The sequence below is a fragment of the Lysinibacillus sp. 10T31 genome (assembly GCF_056394365.1).
Genome location: NZ_JBFTHS010000032.1, coordinates 1 through 25,876, shown reverse-complemented (window position 1 = coordinate 25,876; position 25,876 = coordinate 1). Strand labels below are relative to the sequence as shown.

Sequence of the window (25,876 nt, the reverse complement as noted above, 5' to 3'; positions counted from 1 at the left end):
TTGAAGTGAAGACTGTGCGACATTATGAAGTAAAAGGGTTACACACAATTGTATGAATCCTTTTTTGCTCTGGTGGATGTCGATAAAATTAAATGTTGGGCGATAATCCCTGAAAGCATATGTCAAAGGACAAAAAAACGATGGTTCATTACTATAAAGCAATGAACCATCGTTTTAAATTACTAAGATCGTTTTTTCATGCCCTTTAATAATTGGGCAACATTTGTTTCCTCTGCCTGTATTGTTTTTTCCTCGACAAGCTGCTCTTTTTTCTTCGGCCTAGTGAAGAAGCCCCAACCAAAGCGTCGAATAGTTATATCTATGAAGAATAGTAGCATCCCTGCTAATAAAAGCCATGTTGCAATATTTTGGCGTTCCGCACCTTTTTTAGTAAATTCACGGAACACTTCGCTCGGTTCTTTCAAAACGGAGCCGCCTGTTTGCTTAGTTAATTCTTCGACTAACTTATCATTCACTGGACGTAATTCATATTCAGTACTATAAGGTACGCTTAAGCCTGCCTGATAAATGGCCTTTTCTTCATCGGCAATGCGGAAGAAAATTAGTCCAGGTTCTGCTTGTACGACTGCTCGAACTTGTGATGCTGAAATTATTTCAAGCTGTGTCTCAAGTTCTTCGCCCGCTTCATTGACGGCGACAATATCTAAGAACGCCGCTTCATTAGTTGGGTCAGTGATGACAAATGAACCGTCTGATTCTAGACGTACATCATAGGCAACATCGTTATAGCTCGGTAGCATTTTTGAAATAAGCGTTTGCCAAAACGTGCCCCAATTTTGCCATCTTGCCCAGTCTCCCGTCCATTTTCCTGTCGAATCAGAAGTAAAGGCGAATGTTTTGCCAAGGCCATATTGCCATTCTGCAAGGACTGGATCTTCCTTCTCACTTTCTGCAATAACAGTGGCTCCCTGCTTTGCTGTCGTGCCTATATAAGCATTCATTTTAGGTACACCATTTGCAAATAACGTGTTCCAGCCAGCTGTATTAAATATAGTTGGATAGAATGGGTTATCCTCAATATATGTGCGTGAAATCATGGCAGTTTCACGAGATAAAATAGAGGGGATCGCCTGCTCATCAATAACATCATAGAAACGCCCACTGCCCATCTCACTGAGTGCTTCAAGTAAGTTGCCATCTGCATCCTGACCAATTGCAACCGTTGAAAGAGTAATGCCATTCTCTTTTCCTTGTGCAATTAAGTCTTCATAGTTACCTCGTTGAGACTGGCCATCAGTTAATAAAATAATATGCTTACGCTGTAGCTTTAAATCAGCTAGATTTTCATAAGCTTTAGCAAGCGATCCATATATTTCGGTACCCCCTCCTGGCGTTACAGATAAAATGGTATCCACTGCTTCTTCCTTATTGCCAAGTGGTCCTGTCTCAATAATTTCCCAAGGTCGATCATCAAAGGCTATAAACCCGAGAGTATCCTCATCTCGTAGCATTTCAACTGAACGAGCGGCCGCCTCTTTTGCAAGCTCTAGCTTTGCTCCAGACATACTTCCAGAGCGGTCAAGGACAATAGCGAGCCCTAATGATGGCAATTGTTCTTTACCTTTAATCTCCATTTCTACAGGTAGTAAAGTTTCGATTGGTGTTTTAAAATAGCCACCTAAGCCAAAGCTATTTTCGCCACCGACCATTGTAAAACCGACACCGAAATTTTTCACTGCTTGCTCAATGACATTCATTTTTGCCTCGCCTACTAAATGCCCTGGCACATTATCAAAAATGATGGCATTGTATTGTAAATAACTAGAAAGTTCATTTGGTAGACTTTTAGCATCTACAACATCATAGGCAATTGATTGTTTGCCGAGTGCTGCTGCAATTGGTGATGCCGTATCATAGCCATTAACAATTAGTAAATGTGGTTCGCTTTGCACCATTGTGACGCTTGTTAATTTATTATTTTCAAAAATGGCATCCTGTTCAACCTGCACGAGTGCCTCATATTTTACAAGCCCTTCTGCCGTTGCTGAATGTTTAAACGTAAATACATTTGACCCTTCTGTAAGTTCCACTGCTTCACGGTGAATAAGCTTATCGTTTTCGTATAGTAATAGCTCACCTTGTTCTTCTACAGTTGCATTTATTTCGGCAACTAGCTGCTGTTGCTCACCTACATAGGCAACTTGTGGTGTGACAAAACTTTTCATGGATACATCCTTAGCAACAGGTTGGTTAAATGGCATTACATCAACACTTATATTTGACCCTTTAAACTTCGATGAAAATTCTAAGGCATCTCCTCTAGTTTCATTGCCATCCGTTAAGAGCACAAGTCTTGTTGCTTTTTTCGGATCTACAATACCTGAAGCGAGCTGTAGACTCTGTTCAATATTTGTTTGATCTGTTGCTTTTATGGTTGTAAACTTCGGCACTTCCTTTAAAGATTTCGATAAAATGGCTTCCGTTTGTAATGTCGATGAAAAAGAATATATCCCTGCAAGCTGTTCATCTTTTTTYGACGGTAAACTTTCCGCTATAAAATTGGCCATCTCATCATCTGTACCATTCATTGAAGCGGAACGGTCAACTAAGAATAATACTTGTTCTTCCTTTACGGGCAATAAAATATAGGGCCCTGCAAGTGCAAAAACCAAACAGCATATCGCCACAATACGAATACCTAGTACGACGATATGGCTTTTTTTTAGGCGCTGACGCTCACGCCAATAGGTCCATCCAAAATAAAAAAGCAACGGAAGTAAAAGCAACAATGCTAATGGCATATCAATTCGTAAATCCACGACGTCGTTGCACCTCCCACTCTAAAACAAGTAATACTAAGATCATAAGGATAAGCCAAGGTACGAACGATGTTTTCGATATTTCTTCCTTACCATTATCCGGAAGCTCTCCAAGTGTATAGCTTGTCCCTTTTTCAATCACACGCTCTTGCGCTTGAAGCTGTACGATGAAGCGCTTTTCTTCATCATTTGAGCGAGCTGTATAAATTCCTGGCTTCATTGGTGCTGTTAATAGACCATTCGTAATGGACGATAAAAACTCATCTTCCTGCGAATATATACTCCAATCACCTTGCGTTAAAGCAACTGCACGTTGCTCATTTGGTGTGAAAATACCAAGTGAACCAATTGATTCTGATAGCTCCTGTTCAGCACTCCATAAAAATAATGGGAATGAAGGATGTAACGGCCAATCTGTATCTGCAATATCAGCTAATACAACAATATCCCCTTCTGGTGAACGCTGAATAAATGGCTGGTCACCCACTGATGCAATCGTTTTATAGTCATCGAATCCAGGATATAACGCACTGACGTAAATATCTTTTAGCTCACTAAATGCAAACAATGCATCACTTGTTGTACTGATTTTCCCAGTAGCTTCAACCTTCTCAACGTCATCCCGTCCAAATAATACAATCGGCTTGTCCATCTTTTCGAGTAGCGCCGTCTGATTGGTTACAACAGTGGCATCCAAATTGTCAGCCAGTTGTGAAGATGGAACACTCTTCACGCTACTATTAATCGTTTGCAAACCTTTTTGAATGAGTTGATGCATACTTTGATCGACAACTACTTTTGCAGTAGCTGTTTGTAGCAATACAGTTTGTGAATTATCAACAGCGTAATCATCCTTAGCATCTATCTTGGCAGTCATAGTATCTTCTAACGGTAGGTCTTTGAAAGTTTTTGTTATAGCTTCATTTGGAGGTAATGCAACACTCTCCGCAACTATCTCCTTACCTTTAACATTTTCAATCGAAAGGGTTACATTTTGCTCTTGATCCGTATCATTTTGTAACTGAACAAGCGCCATAGCAGATTGTCCATCTGTAGTAGCAGCAAAACGTGTAATTGCGATATTTGTTAAATCCTTTGCAGACCCTTTTACGATCCACTTCACCGTATCTTTTTCCATCGGTAATTGCTTTTTATCGAGCGAATCTGTAAAGACATAAATAGATGTTGGTGTATTACCGACAAAAGCTTGTGCCACATCTAAAGCCTTATTCATTTGAGCTGTCTCATATGTTACTTGTAACTCTTGAATGGCTTTTTCAATATCTTTAGTATTTGTTTCCTGCTGTAATATAGCTTTTGGCGTATTGCCTGTTTTAATGAGTGTCACAGGTCTTCCATCAAGCTCATTGACCAATGACAGCATTTCTTTTTTATGTGTGTCAAATGTTGACTGCTCTTTTCCAGCTAACATTGTTGCAGACGTGTCTACAATGAAAATCGTCTGCGCACCAACGATCGTTGACTTTTTTACATAAGGATTCATTAATGCTAGTACAAGTAAAAGAAGAGCTAGTAGTTGTAAATAGAGCAGAGCATTTTTTTGTAAATGTTTTAAGTATGGTGATACACGTGTTTCTTGCATAATTTCCGACCAAAAAAGTGTTGAAGATACGGTTTGATCGGTATATTTTTTTCGAAAGAAATAATATAGAAGGACAATGACCGGGATGATGGCCGTCCAGCTAAAAAGTAATTGACTAAAGCCCAATACGGCTCACCTCACCTAATCCAATGTGCTTTTAATAATTGTTGGAAGATGGCATGCTGTAATCCATCCTCTACTTTAAGCTGTAATTGTCGAACACCGAAGCGCCGACAAATTGCTTCAAATTCCTCTTCATGTAATAAACGTCTTGCCCTATATGTGTCCAGAACTTTAGAAGACATCGTGACATTTACATCTCTGCCCGTTTCACGATCAAGTAAGCGCACATCACCCGTATATTCTGGTGCTAATTCTTCTTGCGTAACTATTTGCAAAATACGTACATCCCCTGCAAAGCGTGGTAGCCTTTTTAAAAGTTGCTCCCATTCTTCGATTGGCTCAAGTCCGTCCGTCACAATAAATAGTACTGTACTATCCTTAGGCAATGCTCTTAAAGCTCCCTGTGCGAAACTATTTGTATAAGTTGCTTGCTCAATCTCTGTGACTACCTGTAAAAAGGCGCGACGATACATGGCACCTTTACGACGAAACGGTGGCTTGACCTCATCCTGTAGAAAAGAAAATGATAAGCGATCATCGCGACCTAGCACCATTAGGCCAAGTGAGGCAACAATTTGCCGGGCAAAAGTCCATTTTGCTTGATCGCCCATCGATTTAGTTGTATCTAACAAAATGTGCACGCGCATTTCTTGTTCATCTAAAAAACGTTTAATGAAGTATTTATCAGTTCTCGCAAAGACGTTCCAATCTACCTGACGTACATCATCACCTAAATGATATTCACGAAAATCCGAAAAATCGAGCGATGCCCCGAAGCGTTGCGAACGGTGCGAGCCCTTGTGCTGCCCACGTAATTTGGAGGCCGTTGCCACTTGGAAGCGACTGATTTTCGCTAACCAATCCTCGGGCAATAATAATTTTTGTGTCACCTGCTAACACCTTGCTGTACTTTTTCTAAAATGACATCAATCACATCGTCTGTTGTTTTACCTGAAGCCTCCCCTTCATAATTCAACAGCATACGATGGCGTAATACCGGCTTAGCTACAGATTTAATATCTGCTACAGAAATGTGGAAACGTCCATTCATAAGCGCCCTTGCCTTCGCTAATTTGATTAAGCTTTGCAAACCTCGAGGGCCGCTACCATACATGGCATATTGCTTGACCTCATCAATGGCATCCACTCTCTCAGGATGTGTAGCCACCACAAGGTCCGTCGCAAATTCGAGCATTTCATCAGCAACTAGTACTTCCTTGACCATTTGCTGCGCTTCAATTAGTGCTTCTGTATCCATGATCTTTTGTAAATCAATTTCCTTAGCGCCTGTTGTACGCTTCATAATTTCCATTAGCTCACTTTTCTCAGGATACGGCACAAGAATTTTACATAGGAAACGGTCCATTTGTGCTTCTGGTAAAGGGTACGTTCCTTCCATCTCAATCGGGTTTTGTGTTGCTAACACGAAGAATGGTCTTGCCATCTTCTTTGTATCTCCCAAGATTGTTACAGTTTTTTCACCCATTGCTTCAAGCAGTGCACTTTGTGTTTTTGGTGTTGCTCGGTTAATCTCATCCGCTAATACCATTTGGCTAAAAATCGGACCTGGCTGGAACGTAAACTGTTGCTTGCCATCAGCTGTGCGTTCAATCATACTTGTTCCTGTAATATCCGCTGGCATTAAATCTGGTGTAAATTGAATTCGCGAAAATGATAAATCTAATACTTCAGAAATTGTACGGATTAACATCGTTTTCCCTAAACCCGGTAGGCCCTCTAATAATGCATGCCCATCAGCAAGGACTGCGTATAATGTATAATCAATGGCTTCCTCTTGTCCGACGATAAAGCGATGAATTTCTTCCTTTACTTGTTGTAATTTCGAACTCATTTCAACATATTGTTGCTCTGTAAATGCCATTCCTTTTCCTCCTACTGAGACTCAATTGACGTGAAATAAGATTGCACGACATTTTGTAAATCCTTCGGTAATTGTAAACGCTCTGAGCTTTCTAAATAGCTATCTTTATAGGAGCCTATAACTTCCTCATATGGGCGAATAGAACCTTTAGTAATCGGGCCATTTCCTTGTTGCTCTGATACATGTGATCCATCTCCTAATGCTCCACCATCAACTGAAGTCTGACTAGAGCCACCAATTCTATTCGGTGTCGTTAATAAATCGCGACCGCCCTGTCCTGTGCCTGCACCTTGACCTGAACTATTGCCATTTCCCTGACCTTGTCCTTGACCCTGCCCTTGTCCGTTTCCTTGTCCTTGACCATTACCTTGTCCCTGACCTTGTTGATTACTTTGATTCGATCCTTGTTGCTGACCTTTACCACTAGCCTGTTGGGATCCATTTTGAGAATTAGTTTGGCCTTGTTGGCCTGTTTGACTTTGTTGATTACTTTGCTGTGAATTCGCTGACGGATTGGTATTAGGATTGTTTTGCTGATTGTTATTGGCACTATTGGCACTCGCAATTGCATTTTGTAGAGTATTGCTTGCAGGTTTCCCAAGCTTGCTCATAGCTGTCTGAGTAGCATTTGCATTTTGCGTTAACTCCTGCTGCATTTGGGCGAGCTCCTTCAATTGCTCCACTTCTTCTTTCGATAAGCCTTTGTCGTCAGAAGCGCCCTCCTTACTAGCCGTTTGCTTTGCCTTTAATTGTTGCTCCTTTAAAGCAAGCTCCTTTTGCTTTTTCACAACTTCGCGTAATGCCTCTTCAGCCGTTTCTGTCTTTTTCAACGTATTTTGCAATTCTTTTAATTGCTCTTTCACTTCTTTTGTTTCTGCTTTTTTCTCTAATTGAGCAACTTCCTTCTTTACGTCTTCAATGACAGCTTTTTCTTTTTCGACCTCAATTGCTTCAATTTGTGAAGCTGCTGGGAACATATAAAGAATGGCCAGTACGACAGCTGTTCCAAATAAGCCAATCAATGCTTTTGGACGAAACAAATTTTTCTTTCGAGCCTTAAAATCAGCAAATGCCTTTTCAACGTTCTCGATCGCTTTCGTTAGTAGAGATTGAACGAGTGGGTCTTTATCGTCCTCGAACGATAAGGCTGTCACAAGCTCATTGTGAGAAAAATAATCATCCAGTGTATGCAATGCTTCCTTTTCTTTTATACGCTTCCACCACATAAACAGTACTGTTGCTAGTATGACAACGATAAAGATAGCAAGAGCTGTTTGGCGATAATACGGCCAAACAAAGAGCCTTGAAATGAGGAAGAGGGCAGCACTCGAAAGCAATGCCAAAAACAAGCCGTACTGTGCAATAGGAATGCTTCTTTCTACTGTTAAACTCGTCTTTGCACGTTGAATATATTTTCGTAATTGCTTACGACGCTCCATAAGATTCCCTCCTTATCGATTACTTTTCATATTGGCACGTAATTTTTTAATCGCAATTGTTAAACAAACAACAATGATCAATGAATAAGCTATTAAATAACTAATCCATACAGGTAATTCCACTCCCGAAACTTGCTCTAAAGCATCGCCCATAGATGATGAAGTAAGCGTAAGCATTAATGCACCTGGGTTAATAGAAGCCCAGAAGTAAGCCATATAAGAAGTACTAGTTCCTACGGCATTCCCCATTTGATTGAAGGCAATTGATAAGAAGAAGAAAAACGCTGTAATACCACCTAAAAAGATGATCGAACCGTACGTAGAAATCATCGCAACAATTGTTCGCTTTGTAATGGTTGAAAACATAACACCAATACTACCAATGGCTACAACTGTTAATAAATAAAATAAAAATATCGAGATTAATTGAGACGGTGATACGCCACCAAATAAAAATACTAAACTGTACAATGGTAACCCTGCGATAAGCATTAATACTAAAAATGCTACCGAGGATAATAATTTCCCAATGATGATTTGAGTAGAACTTTGTGTCGTTGTTAGTAAAATATTTAATGTTTGCTTTTCCCTTTCACTACTAATTGCACCAGCAGTTAAGCTAGGTGTAATGAAAAGAATAAGAGCCATTTGTAATATTGTTAAGACCGCAAACATCATAAAGCTTATTTCTGGTCTAAAGAAACCCTTGCCTGTGAATCCAGTTGTTATAAGCAAAAATCCTACGATAAAAATACAAATAACCGCTAAATAAAACATTAACCCTGAAAAGCTTTTAAAAGAACGGAAGCGTAACTTCAATTCTTTTACGAATACCGGATTATAAAATCGTTCCATCATTGATTGTCCGCTCCCTTCGTAATAGCCATAAAGACATCCTCTAAATCTTTTTCCTCTTCGCTTAATGCATAAATAGGTAAATTCGCAAGTATCGCCTTTTTCAATAGTGCTACCTGATCGTCATCTGTTCCCCGGTAATTAAAGGCTATCTCTAAGCGATTATCCATTACATCTATAGAAGAGATCAGTGGATCCTCCTCCAAAAACGCACGTACCTCGTTTAAACGATCCGTTACTTTTACTACGATACGCTTCTCCCCCTGTAGTTGTGCTTGAATGGAAGCTACATTGCCATGAGCGATAAGCTTGCCATTATCAATCACACCGATTTCATCACACATTTCTGCAAGCTCAGGCAAAATATGTGATGAGATTAAAATCGTTTTTCCCATAGATTTTAAATTCCGTAAAATATCTCGCATTTCTACCCGAGCACGCGGATCCAAGCCTGAAGCAGGTTCATCCAAAATTAATACTTTAGGATCGTGGATAAGTGCACGTGCCAAACATAGACGTTGCTTCATCCCACGTGACAGTAAATCAACATATTCATGACGTTTATTCGTTAAATTCACGAGCTCTAGCAGCTGTGGAATAAGTACTTTTCTTTCAGCTGCCCCAATGCCGTAACTGGCACCATAAAAGTCTAAGTATTCGTCTACTTTTAGTTGATCATAGACACCAAAGAAATCTGGCATATAACCAATTTGTTTTCGAACTTCCTTTGGTTCCTTAATAACGCTTTTCCCATTAATAATGGCATCACCTGAAGTTGGAGATAGCAAGGTTGCTAAAATCGAGAATGTAGTCGATTTACCTGCCCCGTTGGCACCTACAAAACCAAAGACAACCCCTTCCTCCAAAGATAGATTCAAATGATCTAGTGCTGTAAAGGAGCCGTATCTTTTCGTTAAATCACGAATTTCAATCATTATTTCGCCACTCCCTTCAGCTCTACATCTGGTAATTTTGTTTCCTCACCTGTTTGATCTGGTCCGAATTTAATCTCAATCAGCAATTCATCATGATCATTGAAGTATTTTTTTATGTTATCTGTAAACACCTGTTTCGCATCTACCAATGGCTCATAATTTTTCGTTTCGTTATTCCAAATCGATAGCTGCATGCGATCAATATCCTTATTTGAAACTGTCAATTCATTTAATGTTTGCACTGAATCCATCATAAACTTATCTGGCATCGCGATGGATACTTCATAGGAACCATCAGACAAGCGCCAATTATTTAACTGTTCATCCATTTTTTCAGCATACGAATTAGGAGATAGCTGGTTTACTGAATACGTAAAGTTGTTACGTTTCATCGTAAATGGACCTGATAGCTCTACTTTGCCATCAAAAGGCTGAACAAAATAGGAAATCGGAGACATACTGGCACTTGTTTCTAGCTCAACCCCAGCAATTGCTTGATCTGCCCATGCTGTAATGACAGGTTTTTTATCACTTTCTACAAGCGGTAATGCCATAGATTTCATACGCTCGATACGTGAAGGATTCACGTCCTCCTTCTTCGCTGGATAATTATTAAAATTGTAATTAGTAAAATCAGATGGTTTTTGAAGAACCGTTGCTTTTAGCTCTGTGTCGACTTTAAGTGTACCGTTCGCTTCGATGTCGCCAAGTTTAACTTCTTTAATACCAGAGATTAAAGTAACGTCCTTTAGGGTAAACGGGAAATTGTTCTTAATTGTCCCAGTTAGCTTTTCATTATTTAACGTAATATCGATATCCATCTTCCCAATATTTTGTGCCGCTGACTTCCCTGCAAACGATTGCACAGACCAATAGTTTAAATCACGTAGTGTTAGCGTTGAACCATTGGCATTTTCCTTAATATAGGATATTTCGTGTAAATCCTCCCTTACCCCTGCGAAATTATTAGAATTTCGCAGCGCGATTGCACTTGTATTCTTATCTGCATTAACAACAAAATCACCACTACGATTCGTTAAAATGGACTCTACATAATAACCATTTACACTACTATCTTCATTTATTTTATAAAATGCAGATTGTTGAATTTGTGGTTGCCCAATTCGATCTTTTGCACCAAAAATAAATAGAGCAATAGATAACACAATTGATATCGCAGGAATGATCCACCATGCATGCTCACGTTTGTCTATTTTCTTTAAAATGAAATATAAAATAGGTCCGATAATTAAAATATATAAAATAATAACTATTAGCATATAGCTAACAGATACTTCAAACGAAGGGAATAGTTCATTTATGTTACGCAGGTCATATGAAATCTGATCCACTGGTGACTGTCCATTTACCATCATCCCTTGTTGTGACATTTTTTGAATATTTATCAATTTTGCCACTAGTGCGGGGTAGCCCTCCATAGATGCAAGTGGTTGATCTCCTAAAGAAAAGGCTGTTTGAATAATTTCTCCACTGCCTACATTTTTCTTAGCCGCTAAAATCTTATTGTTATCTGTTAATACAGGAGTACTTCCTTGCTTTTCAGTTGCCCCATAAATAGAAATTGGTTGTGTAAAAGTTCCTCCGCCTGATAATTTTGATAGGCTATCTGCAGAAACGGATGTCATTTGCTCCGATAATGCTAATGGTAAATAATCCTTGAAAATACCTGCTGTTGCATTTACTTGATCAGCAGCTCCTACTATTAATGTTCCACCATTCTGTACCCAATTTAGTAAGGACTCTTGTTGCTTTTGCGATAAATCAGCAATAGCAATTTCATCGATGACGATAACATTCGCCATTGCAAATCCTTGTGTATCCTCTGGCAGTTTATAATCCTTGATTTGCTTTAAATTGAAAACTTCAACATTATTTTGAGGAGCTAATTGGGATAGCCTTAAAAATGCTGATAAACGATCACTTTTATCTGTTAATGTATAAATAAATACCGATGAAGGATCTAAAAAATTAGCTTGTAGCTGCTTTGTTCCTTTATAAGCAACCTTTTTTCCTTTTTCTATGCCTCCTTCAAAAAACGCGAAAGAATCTGCATTCGAGTTATAGTTATCGATACCTTCTAGATAAATATCAAATGTTTTTTCTTCTCCCGCCGCTATATCTATCGGAAGCACTTGTGCTGATGTAGCTTGATAGGACACGGAAGTATTGATGACCATATCCCCTGAAAAATCTGCACCATTATTTTTTACTGTTACTTGAAGTGGCACAGCTGATTGGTATTTAGCTTTACCTGCTATCCCTACCTTAGCTTGGACATCCAATGTAGCTGCTGCACTTGCCTTCTCCATAGGTAAAATAAGGCTGATAACAAGCATGAAAAGCAGTATGAATGCCGTAATATTCGTTTTTTTCAAAAACTCAACCCCTTTTTGTGTAAATTGCTGGCTAAATATAATTATACGTTTAAAATTGCATTTTGTTCCATTTCTTACGACATCTTCATGAATATTCATAAACTCTTAAGAATTAACTAATCATCAAAGTGTATGGTTGATTTCCGTTCCGACTGGGCGCTTTGTTGCTGTCGCTTCGCTTTCGCACAGAGCAAAGCTTCCTGGGGGCGTCCGATGAGCCGCTTCACTCGCGCTGCTCGCTCCAGGGTCTCGGGCCAACACGAGGTTGGTCACGAAGGCGTTTATCACAGGATGTGATGGTTTTAGCCTTCGTTCCTCTATTCGCTGATCCCCAAGGAGTCGCCCAGTCTCCACTCCAATCAACTATATGCAGGGCTCATGTTTTAATAAATAGAGTCTTAACTTTTGTCTATAGACTAAAAATTGCTCATTAAGTGCAACTTTAATCAGTTGGAATCTTGATTGTCTTTCACCAATCAGGCTATTAAGGAGAGTTAAAAAAGGCAGTCTCAAATGAATCACTTGAGACTGCCTTGATATTATTTTTATTTCGTATAATCAAACAAGCATCGCGCATGGTCTTGCACTACCTCTACAAAAGCCTCTACTTGTCGTAACTCAAATGAAGATTCATAGCCAATTAACCAAGTATCACGCGTTATACCAAATTCTTTTTCATTATTCGTTAATGCTATTTTATTAATGCCATCATTGTCACTTAAAGTGATTGAAGGTAAAATAGCATAACCAATGCCGTTCAATGCCATTTGCTTACAAATTTCAATCTGATCAACTAAAATTTGCTTTCTTGGATTTGAAGCGAAATGCTGCTGCCACCATTGTTGAATTTCCTGATAGTAATTGGAATCACTTTTAAATTGAATAAAAGGTCGGTCTGTCGTCAGGACATCTTCTATAGTTTTTAGTTCTTTATCTACTAAATAAAGGGTGTCACGAAAAAGGTGAATTTTTTCCCCTTTCCAATCAACCTGCCCACGCACAATCCCTATATGAGCCTCACCCTCATAAAGCGCTTTTACAATTTCAGAGCTCCAGCCAGTCATAAGAGAGATTTTTGCCTCAGGATATTTCGATACAAAATCCTTTAATATTATCGGAAGCCAGTTTTGGCCGACAATCGATGCACAGGCGATTTTCAATGTCCCGTTTACTTTCGTCGTTAATGATTGGATTGTTTCAAAAATCTCTTCTTTTTTGCTGAGCATTTCAGTTGCATAGGCAATAATAAGCTCTCCAGCAGGTGTCGCCGTAAGTCCTTTTTGCGAACGAATAAATAACTGCGCACCCCAGTCCTTTTCAATAGTTTGCAGCCGTTGAGAAAGTGCTGGTTGAGATAAAAATAAACGCTCTGCTGCTTTACGCATATTACGTTCCTCTGCTAGTACTTTTAAAATTTCAGCCTCTGTTGCCATCAACCAGTAAACCTCCGATACAAGCAAAGAGGGCCTCATGATTTTCATCTGAGCTCCCTCTTAAACTACTACTCTTTTTGATAAATATATTTTTTCAATTGCTTTAATATAACACGTCTCGTTAAAATTCCCGCAAATGTTCCTTCTTCGTCCACAACACATAAAAAGGCGTGATTAATAACTAAGTCGAGAGCTCGCTGAAAAGTATCCGTCAACTTTAATACAGCAATATCTTTCTCCATTATTGTATCCACTTTAATATCAGGTAGCTTTTCATATTCAATATGTTCTAGTCCAAGAATGGATTCAGTAATCATTTTCATACTTAGTAAACCTTGAAGTCGATATTTCAAATCTAAAACAGGTATCGATGAATACCCTGTACGTGTAAGTACTAGGAGTGCATGTTCCGCACTATTGCCATTTTGTACATGCGCAACCTTTTCAGATGAAATAATAAAATCACTAATTGGCATTGCTAATAAATCTTTGCTGTTAGTTGAAATCATGAACTTCTTCTCCTTTTCTGTCCTCGCTTTGCAGAACAGGATGCTTCCCTTTTATCATATCATAACTATTCCTTTTATGACCACGACAAGGCCGAGAAGAGTTTTTTATAAGTAACGAATTATTTTAGCATTTTGAACAAAACTAAGTATCGAAAGTGCACTATACGAGGGTTTTATTTGAGGGCAATGGAGAAATATCTTCATTCAGCCATATTTATAAAATATGTACTGAATGAAGATATTATTTACTTAATATCCTGCCTTACTCCAGTAATAAAAAATCATTACCCCTAAAAAAAGTAAAAAAATGATATATACCCAAACAACTGGGTTGAGCATAGTCGCATACTCTTCAACGGTTTCTGAAATCGGCGTATCATTTTCCGATTTCCGTTGGGACGTCATTTTGGCAATTTTCAGCGTTGATACAAGCGAAATGACAGAAATAATCGTAATAGCAATAAGAGCCGGTATTAACCATATACCCACAGGCAAAACTCCTTTCTTTACCCTTAGTATGCGTCAACACGGCTCTCCATTATGCAAAGATTTTTGTTATCAATTATGCTTCGGCATAATTGTAGCTGCCGCTTCGCTTTCGCGCAGAGAACATTTGCCGCTGTCGCTTCAGAAAAAAATTGTAACTGTCGTTTCACTTACGTTACATAAAATCATTGTAGCTGACGCTTTGCTTTCGCTACAGAAAAAAAATGCTGAAAGAAGTTAGAATGGATACTGATTAAGCCATTGCCCGCCATCAAGTGTCACACATTCACCGTTCATATAACTCGCTTTATTAGACATTATAAATGTAGCTAAATCTGCAATTTCTTCAGGAGTACCTGTACGGCCTAACGGAACAGAGTCCAATGTACGGGCAGCTGCAGCCTCAGACTCCCAGAGCTTCCCTGCACCACCTGTACGCTCAATTGGACCAGGAGCAATCGCATTTACTCGAATGCCATATTGTTTTCCCCATTCAACAGCTAGCGTACGAGTCAATGACAATACACCTGCTTTAGCCGCTGCAGAATGAATAACACCTGCACCTGCATTCCATGCGTAAGTTGCAACCATATTAAGAATAGATCCCTTAATATTATTTTGAATCCAGTACTTACCGACTATCGAAGAACAAAAGAATGTCCCATTTAAAACAATATCAACAACAGCCTTCCAACCGTTTGGTGATAAATCCTCTGCACGCACAATAAAATTACCAGCCGCATTATTCACAAGCCCATCAACTTGTCCAAACTTTTCAACAGCAAATGCTAGCATTGCCTCTGCATGCTCTGGCACTCGAACATCCATTTGGAATGTTTCAATCGTTTTTCCAGCCTCTAAAATAAAGGCCTTCGCCTCCGCTAATCGTTCCTCGTTACGGCCTGTAATTACAACATTTGCCCCTTCCGCAACGAATTGCTTCGCCATATAAAGCCCCATTCCACTTGATCCACCAGTAATAATAATTGTTTTCCCCTGCAACATACGATTTCCCCCTTCGCAAAAATGAATGATGATTCATATAAAATATTACTATATTTTCTCGTATATGTCATATTAATTCTACAAAACGATAGGAAGTAGTCCTGCTAGTAGGGATTCTTACGTTGCAGGCGTATTTTACTGGGGCGCACGCGGGATTCGCTTCTCTTCCGCGGGTATTTCCATGGGGCGCGCAAGTATTCGCTTCTTTTCCGCGAGTATTTCCATGAGGTGCGCGAGTTTTCGCTTCTCTTCCGCGAGTATTTCCATGGTACGCGCGAGGATTCGCTTCTCTTCCGCGAGTATTTCCTTGGTACGCGCGAGTATTCGCTTCTCTTTCGCGGGTATTTCCATGACGCGCGCGAGTATTCGCTTCTCTTCCGCGAGTATTTCCATGGGGCGCGCGAGGATCTGCTTCTCTTCCGCGGGTATTTCCATGGCACGCGCGAGTATTCACTTCTCTTTCGCGAGTATTTCCATGCTGCGCGCGGATATCAGCTTCTCTCCCGCGGGTATTTCCCTGACGCGCGGGTGTTAAGAACTTGCTTCTTGATTACTTGCTCTAGTGGCTTCCTTTGTAATATTAACTTTCAAAAAAATTATGGTGGTGCTATCTCTGACGCCATTTTTTTTGATATTCTTTAACATTGCCCAAATGCTCTCTTGATCCTTAGAGTTAAGGAAGGAATTATAAATGTTTATTGGGTTAGAGTATGGTTCATGGGGACATTCTAGTAAGCCATCTGTGGTTAAAAAAAGGCGATTTTCTCCTTTTCTTAATTCTTTAATTCCAACACTGTAGCAAGGGACGTCCTGTTCAAAAGTATTGACTTGTCCTATCCATTCGTAAAATTGCCTTTGATTTAATTGAAATTGACCTAATGCTGCCAATTCTTGATGAAATAAAAAAAGGACACAGTCTCCAACTGAAAACCACCATATATATTTATCTTTTCTTAAGACAATTAAGCACGCAGTTTCTCCAGTAATATTCCTGCAAATAGACAAGAACTCTTCAGATTGAAATATCGTTAAAATCTTCTCTTCAAGCTTTTTAAAGGTTTGATGGTTTGTTGGTAATGATAATAAATGTTTAATTTCATCTTTATAATAAAAAAATTGCTCGATAATTATTTGAGCACTCTCAGATGTATTGTGGGCATCCAGTAATACGGAAAATTCCCAATCTTGCTTTTCATCGAGCCATACTAAACAACCATCTTCGTTTTTATATTGTCCTGCATTGGAGTTACCACCATATCGCCCAACAATAACATGGTTAATTTGATGAACATTTGGATGATCTATAAAGTTGTCTTGGCTACCTATCCAACTAAAATCTTCTATAGATTTACTCATCTGCATTTTTCTCCAGATAAGCCCTAATACGTGTACAAAGTTTAACAACTTCGCTATTGTCACCCATTGGGGCATCTTCCCAATCATACACATCATTTGGTCCCCAATACTGTTTAGGGGTATTAGGATATCGAGGAACTAAATGCATGTGCAAATGTGGCACTGAGTTTCCGGAAACTAATGCATAGATATGTTCTGCCTTTTCACACTCCATTATTGCCTTACTGACTCTAGCCATAATAACACCAAATACTTGTGCCTCTTCTAGAGTCATATCTCCGAGAGTAGGGACATGTCTTTTTAAATCTATCATTATATGACCTAAATAGTTGGGTGCTCCATTCCTGTCTATATGCCCAACATAAACATATTCGTCTTCATAAATCATGACCCCTGAAGTTTGAATGTTGCCTGTGTGTTTATTGCAAATAAAACATTCTTCCATTAACATCCACTCCTTTGTTTAAATTTTCAAAATTATAACACAACTATTAATGAATTAGAATATTTTCCCAAACTAATAAAAATAGAGATACAAATTACAATAATTTGTATCTCTATTTTTATTAGTTTCTTTTCGAATTCCTAAAACTCATAATGATAAGCAATTCTATAAAGCTCCATTAGCTCTTCCCGTGTTGGAACCTTAGGATTATTTCCAGGGCTACCGCTGGCAATTGCATCAGCTGCCATTTTTGGAATAGCTTCGTAAAAGGCTTGTTCATCAATTCCCGATACGAAAAACATATACATTTCTTAAAAAATGTAGACATCTCTACTGTGACACAACTTATATCTTCCGACTTTCGTATTTGTGTCTTCCTTATTCTCTGAGTCTGGTTTCACCGAAGCTACTGCCATTTAGTATGACTCTCCAAAGGCTTAAATTCCGCAGTATCGTTGCGTACACATCTAAGGCTTAGTGTCAGTTAAATTCCTTAGATCGGATAATTTGCTAAGTTAATGCTTGCGCTCACATCTCTATCCAACTTTAATCCACAAGAGCAGATACATAATCTGTCTTTCAGTTTCATATCGGATTTGATTTGTCCACAACAAGAACAAGTTTTGATGATTGAAACCATCTGTCGCATCAACAAATCCAATTCCATATTTTTGCATTTGCATTGAATTTGCCGTTTGAATTCATATAGCTTTTGCCCGGCTACCGCCTTCGCCAGATGTTTATTTTTCATCATACCTTTTACATGTAAATGTTCCATTACAATACGAGATGGCTTGGTTTTCACAATCTCATTAGAACATTGATGTAAATGATTTGTTCGGATGTCGTTAAGTCGCTTATATAAATTACGGATTTCAGTGTTTGGTTTTTGAGTAATATCTCGTACCACTTGAAGATACATGAATAGGCTTAAACTCGCCCTTTGTTTCCATTCTTCTTAGCGTTACAACTTTTACACCAACACGTTTAGCAAATTTCCCAATGGACATTAATTCCATGCGTACCACCTCTCTTTCACTATGATAAAATCACATTACCCTATTTAGAGAGGTTGTTAACATTTTTTATATTTGTATATATTTTTCTTGTTCACACGAAGGCGCAACCCTTCATGCAGTCTTTCCCTCACGAGTAGACCTCTTATGCTTTCACATAAGCGCAGACTATATCTTCATCTTATCTTCTAAATAAGAGCCACATTTTTCTTCCGCCATTCGCTTGCGGTTTTACTCTCCCTCAAGGAGATAGTCGTTGAACGTCTTCCTTGTCTCACTAGAGATTTAGGAGTTTCGCTGCTAAACATCCATTGCCAAAGCACTTAGCGCTACCGTTTTCCGTTGTCACGATGATCCTTTACGGACACTGAGTAATTTTTTTCAGCTTATGCCATCCTTGTTATTTTTTCTGCTTTCGCACCGTTACGTCTGCCGTTTCCAGCTCCGCGTTGGTCACAAGGCTTTAGGAGTTAAAAGCAATTAACGTGGAGTTCGCACCAATCGCTTGATACGAAGGGTATTCTGTTATAAATTTATGCTTCTATACAGGTTTGTATAGGTTTGTCTAAATTTGTTGTAACAGTTTAGTTACCCATTGTTTTAAATTCCCTATATCCATCTTCTTGCACATTTCTTTAATCGAAACAATAGCTAAATCAGCAAGCTCCTCTTGAGATAACAGCTCATTATCTTTATTGAAAAATTCACCTAAATCCGCCAACCGATCGACACAAGCATCCTTTGAAAATTCTAATACTGCTGGCAAAAGCATGGCATTTGAAATACCATGTGGCACATGGAATAACGCTCCAATTGGACGAGACATGCCATGTACTAAAGCGACAGAAGCATTTGAGAATGAAAGACCTGCTTGCATAGAACCTAGCGACATTGCTTCCCGAGCTTCAATATCATTACCTTGCTCATAAACTTTTAAAATATTATTAACGATTAACTCCATGGCTGATAGTGCAAGTACATTCGAGTAAGGATGTGCTAAACGAGATAAATAACTTTCGATGGCATGACTTAATGCATCGATACCCGTCGCCGCAGTGATGGAGGGCGGAGATGTAACCGTTAAAATCGGATCTACGATTGCTATGTTTGGCATAAATGCAGGTTGCTTAATCATCATTTTCACGTCATTTTTCGTATTCGTAATGACTGTTGCATCCGTTGCTTCTGAACCAGTCCCAGCTGTTGTCGGTATCGCAATATGTGGGATTGGTGTTTGCTCAGCTATTTTTGCCATTTTCATATAATCACCAATATAGCCACCATTCGTTGCAACTACTGCGATTGCTTTTCCTGTATCGATACAGCTCCCTCCACCGACGGAAATAATGATATCGCAGCCTTCAGATTGTAAAATATGAAGCCCCTCTGCTACATACGTATCTACTGGTTCCGTTGTTACGCCTAAATATGATACCGCTTCCAAACCACTAGCTCTTAATAAAGTACTACATTGATTAACAAAGCCTAAGCTATCCATTATCGGATCACTAATGATAAGAGCCTTAGTCCCCAATTTTTTTGCATATTCACCTACTTCTTGAAAAGAATCTTGTCCATAAACGATCGTTCCTGGCGAATGAACCGTATTGATTGTTTTAGTTTGAATCATATTTTCCCCTCCTAAGCTATTGTGCTGTATAGCCGCCATCCAAAAGAATTGCTTGACCTGTTAACCCCTTTGCCATATCACTAGCTAAATAAAGCGCAAGTCCTGTAATTTCTGATACATCTAGTAAGCGTTTTTGAGGAACGAGTGGATAAAGCACCTGCTCGAGCACTTCCTCTACTTGAATTCCCCTTGTCCTTGCCAAATCCGTAAACTGATTACGCACTAATTCTGTATCGACATACCCTGGACAAATCGCATTCACGGTTATCCCTTCAGTTGCAACCTCTAGTGCCGCCACTTTCGTTAAACCAACTAGCCCATGTTTGGCGGCATTGTAGCCAGCTTTACCTGCAAACCCAATAACGCCATTAATAGATGCCATATTAATAATGCGCCCAAACTTATTTTTCTTCATATGTGGTAAGACATATTTCATTGCTATAAAAGGTGCAACAAGCATCACTTTTTGCATGGATTCGAAGATTTCTGTCGCGAAATCCTCTATAAGAGAAACATGCTGAAACCCTGCGTTGTTAATTAAAATATCTATTGTCTTAAACTTTTTAATAGTAAAGTCAATCGCATCACATATTGCCTGTTCATTCGTAACATCACATGTGTATGCAGTTAATTGCGGATTTTGTTGAATTGCCTCCGCTAAAAGCTGTTCATTCATATCTGTTATAACGACATTCGCTCCCTGCTCAGCAAACGCTAGCGCCATGGATAACCCGATACCACGGGCTGCTCCTGTAATAAAAACTGTTTTTCCTTTCACGTCAAATCCCCCTACATTCCTAGTGAGAATAATATGATGGCAATTAATGTACCTATAATCGGTATAATGACGGTTAAAGCACCAAATGGCATATAAGCATCTTTATGCTTTTCATTGCATACCGAATTGATGGTTGTTACTACATAACCACCATGTGGCAATGAATCGAGAGAACCTGATGCAATAGCAATTGTACGGTGCAATGCCTCCGTATCAACTCCAATGTCAATATAGTGTGGAGCAAGTAAAGGCAGTGCAATTGTTTGACCACCCGAAGCCGAGCCTGTTAAACCTGCTATTACAGCGATGGCTAACGCACCGCCAATTAACGGACTTCCAGGAATATTAGTCATAACGTCAACAGTTGCCAAAAATGATGGTGTAGCTTTTACCACACCTCCGAAACCAACTACAGCTGCCGTATTTGCGATAGCTACAACGGCACCCATAGCACCAGCTGCTAGTGTCGCACCGACAGACTTTGAATATTTATAGCTCACTAGATAAGCCATAATACATCCGCTCGTTAATGCCACAATTAAGGCTGAAGTTCCTAGAGATTTGTGGAACATAAAGGAAATACCTAAAACTACTACTAGTGGTACAATACTTAAAATTGGACTTGGAAGCTTTCGAGATTCATCAACAACTGGATCAGTAGAGCGTTCAATAAATATCTCTCCGTTTTTTACTGCACGTTTGATCATCCAATTTAGCCACAGGGAGCCACAAATAGCCATAAAAATTGCAACAATTATACTCACTTCCCATCCGGCGTATGGCGTTGTACCAAGGTATGGAATAGGAATCCAGTTTTGAATTTCCGGTGAACCTGCTGAGGTCATCGTAAAGGTTACAGAACCTAAACCAAGTGCAGCAGGAATAAAGCGACGAGGAAAATTAGCTTGCTTGAATAAACTGATAGCCATTGGATATACAGAAAAGGCTACGATAAACACTGAGACACCACCATACGTTAGTACTGCTGCTGCAGCTACTACTGCATAGGCTGCATATTTCACTCCAATTTTTTCTACAATCCATTTAGAAACACTATCAGCAGCCCCAGTATCTTCCATCACCTTTCCGAAAATTGCTCCTGCCATGAACATTAAATACCATGAACCTACGAATCCAGTGAACCCATCCATATAACTTGTTAAGAAGTTAGCTTGATTCTCATCAGCTGTTTGTGGAAAAAATGCTAGACCATTCGTTACGGCCGCTATCAATGCAGTCAATGGTGCTGAAATCAGTAAATTTACGCCCTTCATTGTTAAATACACAAGTAAAGCTAGACTACCAAAAAGCCCAATGTATTCTAACATCTCCATCCTCCTCTTATTCTTTTAGAAAAAAAGAGCTGTAAGAGAATACAGCTCTTCTTTTTGAACTAGTCGTTATTGCTTGGGAATGCAAACGTAGATGCTGTGGATGCTTGACCTGTCATCCAACGCTCTGATATTGTTTTTGTTTTTGTGAAGAAGCGTGCTTGATCGGGACCAAACATGTGCCCTTCTCCAAAACGAGAACCTTTAAATCCAGCAAAGTTATGGTAGCCTACTGGGATTGGAATTGGGACATTTACACCAACCATACCAACATCGATTTCTGTAGTAAATTTACGAGCTGCTAAACCGTCATTCGTAAAGATTGTTACCCCATTTCCAAGCTCATGCTTATTAATAAGTTGGATGGCTTCGTCCAATGAATCCACACGTACAACATTTCGTGCTGGACCAAATACTTCTTGTTCATAAATTTCCATGCCCGGTTTTACGTTATCTAGCAATGTTGGACCTACAAAGAATCCTTTTGACTCTTTGACAATATCAAGTTCACGACCATCACAAACAACTGTTGCGCCTTCAGACTCTCCTCGACTGATCGCAGCAATAATCGCTTCCTTCGATTGCTGTGAAATGACAGGGCCAAAATCTGTCTCTGGATTCGTATATGAACCTACCTTCAAATTAGTGATTTTTTCCTTTAAGATTTCAAGAAGACGATCTGCTGTATCCTTCCCTACAGGCATAATAGTAGAAATAGCCATACAACGTTGAGAAGCTGCTCCATAAGCTGCGCCGATAAATGCATTTGCTACCTGATCAAGATCTGCATCAGGCATAACAACCATATTATTTTTTCCTCCACCAAGTGCTGTGACACGTTTACCGTATTTCGCGCCCGTTTCATAAATATATTTCGCAACTGGTGTCGATCCTACAAATGAAATTGCTTGCACACTCGGGTTCTCTAATAGTTCATTAACTGCATCTTTATCTCCATTTACTACCGTCCAAATGCCATCTGGTAACCCAGCCTTTTTCCAAAGCTCACTAACATATAAGGCAGTCATTGGAACACGTTCGGAAGCTTTTAAAATAACAGCATTACCTACAGCAACTGCCATACTTGTTTGCGCTAAAGGCACCATGATTGGGAAGTTAAATGGTGATATAGCCGCTACAACACCTAATGGATATTTTGCAGAGTAGGCGTTAATTTGACCGCCCACATTGACTGAATACTCCCCCTTCATTAAATGAGGTGCACCGATAGCTAAGTCAACAGACTCCAAACCACGTGTAATTTCACCTTTCGCATCCTCAATTGTTTTACCACTTTCTGTACAAATAATTTGTAAAAGCTCCTCCATATTTTCAGTAATAAGATTACGGAACTTTAAGACAATCTCAGCACGTTTAGCTACTGATGTATCTCTCCATTGTGGAAAAGCTGCCTGTGCCTTATCGATTGCCCCTCGAGTTTCTTCTGCAGTTGCAAGTGGAACCTTGGCAATAACCTCACCAGTCGTTGGGTTAAATACCGAACCGAAACGTCCGCTTTTTCCTTCTATTAGTTCCCCACCAATAAAGTGCGTTAAAGTTTTAATCTCTTGTGCTGTTGTCATATTTCTAGTCCTCCTTTAAAATTGTTCAATTTTACATGTTTCTTTTAAACTTAAATAAGCAGCAGACATATCATTTTCTCCATAGCCTTGCTGAGAAATATCACTATAAAGATCCACTAATTTATTCCCGATTCGAAGTGGTACCCCTGCTTCTTCTGCCATATTTTTCGCTAGCTGCAAATCTTTTAATAATAGATTTGTAGAAAAACCTGGCTGATAGTTGTCGTTTTTCATGTATTCTAAAAAATTACGTTCATAAATACGGCTTTGACCGTAACTATTACTTAACACTTCAAACAATGTATCTGCATGGATACCCATCTTTTCACCAAGCACGATTGTTTCAGCGACTGCCTCTGTATAAAATCCAATCATTAAATTATTGAGTAATTTTATACGTGTACCTACACTTGAAGACGTACCAAGATGATAAATATTTTTTCCTACTATTCGGAATATTCCGGAACCACTTTGATAATCATCCTCTTCACCACCAACCATTATCGTAAGTGTTGCATTAATAGCACCTACAACACCTCCACTAACAGGTGCCCCAAGATATCGTAATCCCAATGATTGTGCTTCCTTATGTAAGGAATCATTCAATTCGGGATTTACTGTACTAAAGTCTATTAATAAACTTCCTTTCTTAGCATGATGCATTATACCCTGTTCAGATCTATATACTTGTTCCACTACTTGTGGTGTCGGCAAGCTCGTCATAATAATATCGCTTTGCTCAGCAACTTCCTTTGCTGTTGCAAGCCCAACTCCACCTTCTTTTTTAAATTGCTCCATTGCTTGTGAATTTGTATCAAAGCCATATACCTTATAGCCAGCCTTTAATAAATTTACTGACATCGGTAACCCCATATTGCCTAAGCCGATAAAACCTAATTTCTCCGTCATTATTGACCTCCCCCGTTCCTTGAAAATCCAATGAACACTAGCCAAACCCTACTCATTTATCGTAACATTAATAACGTGATTTATTAATTGACCAAAGTCATTGACTACGGTCAATTAAATGATAATCAAATCAAATCCATTACGTCAATCAAAACATTTTATATTTTCAGAATATTTTCCGTAAAAAATATGTTAAAATACTTTAACTTGAAGGGATTGTCCAATATGAATTCATTGACTAGCCGTCAAAAAAAGGCATTAGAAACACGAGAAAAATTACTCAAAACATCATTAGATTTATTTAATAAACATGGATTCGAGCATGTATCTGTTGAGCAAATTACTAAAGCCTGTAATGTATCAAAAGGAACATTTTACACACATTTCCCATCCAAGTACGATGTTATTTTAGAAAAATTTAAAGAGCTAGATAGTTTTTATGGCTCTGTGGAAAAAAATATTGATCGTACATTGCCTGCAAGTGAAAAAATTTTATTGCTGTATCAAGAACAAATGAAGTATTTAACAAATGTTGTTGGAAAAGATTTGTTACGAACTGTGTATACTGCTGCGATGACAAATCAAGTGGAACAAGATCATTATTTAATAAATCCACAAAGAATGATTTTCCAAATTATGAACAGTTATATCGAAGAAGGTATTCAACTTGGGGAGTTTCGTCACGATATAGAGGTTAATCAAATTCAAGCAGTTATTCAACGTTGTATGCGTGCAAATGTCTATGATTGGTTAATCCACAATGAAGATTTCAATTTAGCTGCAGAAATGGCGCAATTTACAGCTATTGTGTTAGATGGATTGAAAGTAGAAAATAAATAGCTCATTTTAGATGGATTTGCTCAGGTGGAAACAGCATGTGATCAGTTGTTGTCCTTTTCCGATCCGGTTGTATCTCCGTTCGTTCGGGTTGACGGGAGAACCGCTCGGGTAAAGCCACTATTTGATCGGGTTGACCAGAGATGTGATCAGGTGAAGTCCTTTTTTGATCGGCTTGCCCGGAGAAGTGATCAGGTATATTCCTTTTTTGATCGGCTTGCCCGGAGATGTGATCAGGTAAAGCCCTTTTTTGATCGGCTTGCCCAGAGAAGTGATCGGTTATGCCTTTTTTTGATCGGTTGTACCTGCATTTCGCTTAGATACCCCCCTTCCCCAAACTCTAAAAAAAGTAGCACTTCATCCATTTCATGATGAAGTGCTACTTGATTGTTTTTATGGTTCTAAGTCAAATGTTGGGGTGATGTGATCTTTTAGCACGTTAACCCAGATGAACCCCGATATCTTTATACTTTAAATTTAATAAGATTTTTGCTCGAAAGTGATCGAAGCGTCGAAAGCCATATGCATTCCGTTTCATCACTTTT

23 protein-coding genes and 2 pseudogenes are annotated in these 25,876 nt (G+C 39.0%); 1 reads left to right on the top strand and 24 read right to left on the bottom strand.

Going from position 1 to position 25,876, the window contains the following annotated elements; genetic code table 11:
• Positions 1-182: 182 nt before the first annotated feature.
• The 24 genes and pseudogenes from AC1DCY_RS18035 to AC1DCY_RS17920 form a co-directional block, all read right to left on the bottom strand.
• Entirely contained in the window at positions 183-2,780 is a 2,598-nt protein-coding gene (locus AC1DCY_RS18035) for a VWA domain-containing protein (RefSeq protein WP_477352374.1), read from the bottom strand.
• Positions 2,764-4,509, bottom strand: coding sequence for a vWA domain-containing protein (locus AC1DCY_RS18030; protein WP_477352372.1), 1,746 nt, complete (start codon positions 4,507-4,509; stop codon positions 2,764-2,766). Before AC1DCY_RS18030 ends, AC1DCY_RS18035 begins: the two co-directional genes overlap by 17 nt.
• An 11-nt stretch (positions 4,510-4,520) precedes the next feature.
• Positions 4,521-5,396, bottom strand: coding sequence for a DUF58 domain-containing protein (locus AC1DCY_RS18025; protein WP_477352370.1), 876 nt, complete (start codon positions 5,394-5,396; stop codon positions 4,521-4,523).
• Positions 5,393-6,388 carry an AAA family ATPase gene (locus AC1DCY_RS18020; protein WP_477352368.1) on the bottom strand — a complete coding sequence of 332 codons (996 nt, stop codon included), beginning with the start codon at positions 6,386-6,388 and terminating at the stop codon, positions 5,393-5,395. The genes AC1DCY_RS18025 and AC1DCY_RS18020 overlap by 4 nt, the downstream gene beginning before the upstream one ends.
• An 11-nt stretch (positions 6,389-6,399) precedes the next feature.
• Entirely contained in the window at positions 6,400-7,827 is a 1,428-nt protein-coding gene (locus AC1DCY_RS18015; RefSeq protein WP_477352366.1) for a hypothetical protein, read from the bottom strand.
• 12 nt (positions 7,828-7,839) lie between these two features.
• A complete protein-coding gene (locus tag AC1DCY_RS18010; RefSeq protein WP_477352364.1) occupies positions 7,840-8,685 on the bottom strand; it encodes an ABC transporter permease in 846 nt (281 codons plus the stop codon).
• Positions 8,682-9,617, bottom strand: a complete 936-nt coding sequence (locus tag AC1DCY_RS18005) for an ABC transporter ATP-binding protein (protein WP_477352362.1) — start codon at positions 9,615-9,617, stop codon at positions 8,682-8,684. Before AC1DCY_RS18005 ends, AC1DCY_RS18010 begins: the two co-directional genes overlap by 4 nt.
• Complete coding sequence (locus AC1DCY_RS18000) at positions 9,617-12,013, bottom strand: DUF7408 domain-containing protein (protein WP_477352360.1); 2,397 nt, start codon at positions 12,011-12,013, stop codon at positions 9,617-9,619. Before AC1DCY_RS18000 ends, AC1DCY_RS18005 begins: the two co-directional genes overlap by 1 nt.
• A 123-nt stretch (positions 12,014-12,136) precedes the next feature.
• Complete coding sequence (locus tag AC1DCY_RS17995; protein WP_477352358.1) at positions 12,137-12,376, bottom strand: hypothetical protein; 240 nt, start codon at positions 12,374-12,376, stop codon at positions 12,137-12,139.
• 182 nt (positions 12,377-12,558) lie between these two features.
• Complete coding sequence (locus AC1DCY_RS17990; RefSeq protein WP_477352422.1) at positions 12,559-13,446, bottom strand: LysR family transcriptional regulator; 888 nt, start codon at positions 13,444-13,446, stop codon at positions 12,559-12,561.
• A gap of 68 nt (positions 13,447-13,514) precedes the next feature.
• A complete protein-coding gene (gene cbpB / locus AC1DCY_RS17985; RefSeq protein ID WP_477352356.1) occupies positions 13,515-13,955 on the bottom strand; it encodes a cyclic-di-AMP-binding protein CbpB in 441 nt (146 codons plus the stop codon).
• A gap of 249 nt (positions 13,956-14,204) precedes the next feature.
• Positions 14,205-14,444, bottom strand: a complete 240-nt coding sequence (locus AC1DCY_RS17980) for a short-chain dehydrogenase (protein WP_477352354.1) — start codon at positions 14,442-14,444, stop codon at positions 14,205-14,207.
• Between the two features lie 234 nt (positions 14,445-14,678).
• On the bottom strand, positions 14,679-15,446 hold the full coding sequence (gene fadH, locus AC1DCY_RS17975; protein ID WP_477352352.1) for a 2,4-dienoyl-CoA reductase: 768 nt from the start codon (positions 15,444-15,446) through the stop codon (positions 14,679-14,681).
• A gap of 104 nt (positions 15,447-15,550) precedes the next feature.
• The gene (locus AC1DCY_RS17970; RefSeq protein WP_477352350.1) at positions 15,551-15,886 is read right to left on the bottom strand and encodes a hypothetical protein; all 336 of its coding nucleotides are present in this window, start codon (positions 15,884-15,886) and stop codon (positions 15,551-15,553) included.
• Positions 15,887-15,977: 91 nt separating this feature from the next.
• Positions 15,978-16,802: a PP2C family serine/threonine-protein phosphatase gene (locus AC1DCY_RS17965; protein ID WP_477352348.1), complete on the bottom strand. Its 825-nt coding sequence runs from the start codon at positions 16,800-16,802 to the stop codon at positions 15,978-15,980.
• The gene (locus AC1DCY_RS17960; protein ID WP_477352346.1) at positions 16,795-17,247 is read right to left on the bottom strand and encodes an HIT family protein; all 453 of its coding nucleotides are present in this window, start codon (positions 17,245-17,247) and stop codon (positions 16,795-16,797) included. Before AC1DCY_RS17960 ends, AC1DCY_RS17965 begins: the two co-directional genes overlap by 8 nt.
• A 140-nt stretch (positions 17,248-17,387) precedes the next feature.
• Positions 17,388-17,534: pseudogene (locus tag AC1DCY_RS17955) on the bottom strand (alcohol dehydrogenase); the annotation flags it as partial.
• A 206-nt stretch (positions 17,535-17,740) separates the two neighbouring features.
• A complete protein-coding gene (locus AC1DCY_RS17950) occupies positions 17,741-17,998 on the bottom strand; it encodes a zinc ribbon domain-containing protein (RefSeq protein WP_477352420.1) in 258 nt (85 codons plus the stop codon).
• A 139-nt stretch (positions 17,999-18,137) separates the two neighbouring features.
• Positions 18,138-18,266 (bottom strand): annotated as a pseudogene (locus tag AC1DCY_RS17945) (helix-turn-helix domain-containing protein); the annotation flags it as partial.
• A 562-nt stretch (positions 18,267-18,828) separates the two neighbouring features.
• A complete protein-coding gene (locus AC1DCY_RS17940) occupies positions 18,829-19,893 on the bottom strand; it encodes an iron-containing alcohol dehydrogenase (protein ID WP_477352344.1) in 1,065 nt (354 codons plus the stop codon).
• 16 nt (positions 19,894-19,909) lie between these two features.
• On the bottom strand, positions 19,910-20,671 hold the full coding sequence (locus tag AC1DCY_RS17935; protein ID WP_477352342.1) for a 3-hydroxybutyrate dehydrogenase: 762 nt from the start codon (positions 20,669-20,671) through the stop codon (positions 19,910-19,912).
• Positions 20,672-20,682: 11 nt separating this feature from the next.
• Positions 20,683-21,999 carry a GntP family permease gene (locus AC1DCY_RS17930; RefSeq protein ID WP_477352340.1) on the bottom strand — a complete coding sequence of 439 codons (1,317 nt, stop codon included), beginning with the start codon at positions 21,997-21,999 and terminating at the stop codon, positions 20,683-20,685.
• A gap of 65 nt (positions 22,000-22,064) precedes the next feature.
• Complete coding sequence (locus tag AC1DCY_RS17925) at positions 22,065-23,585, bottom strand: CoA-acylating methylmalonate-semialdehyde dehydrogenase (RefSeq protein WP_477352338.1); 1,521 nt, start codon at positions 23,583-23,585, stop codon at positions 22,065-22,067.
• Positions 23,586-23,600: 15 nt separating this feature from the next.
• The gene (locus AC1DCY_RS17920; protein WP_477352336.1) at positions 23,601-24,494 is read right to left on the bottom strand and encodes an NAD(P)-dependent oxidoreductase; all 894 of its coding nucleotides are present in this window, start codon (positions 24,492-24,494) and stop codon (positions 23,601-23,603) included.
• Between the two features lie 225 nt (positions 24,495-24,719).
• On the opposite strand from AC1DCY_RS17920, the gene AC1DCY_RS17915 reads away from it, so the two are divergent.
• A complete protein-coding gene (locus tag AC1DCY_RS17915; RefSeq protein WP_477352334.1) occupies positions 24,720-25,334 on the top strand; it encodes a TetR/AcrR family transcriptional regulator in 615 nt (204 codons plus the stop codon).
• The last annotated feature ends 542 nt before the right edge of the window (positions 25,335-25,876 follow it).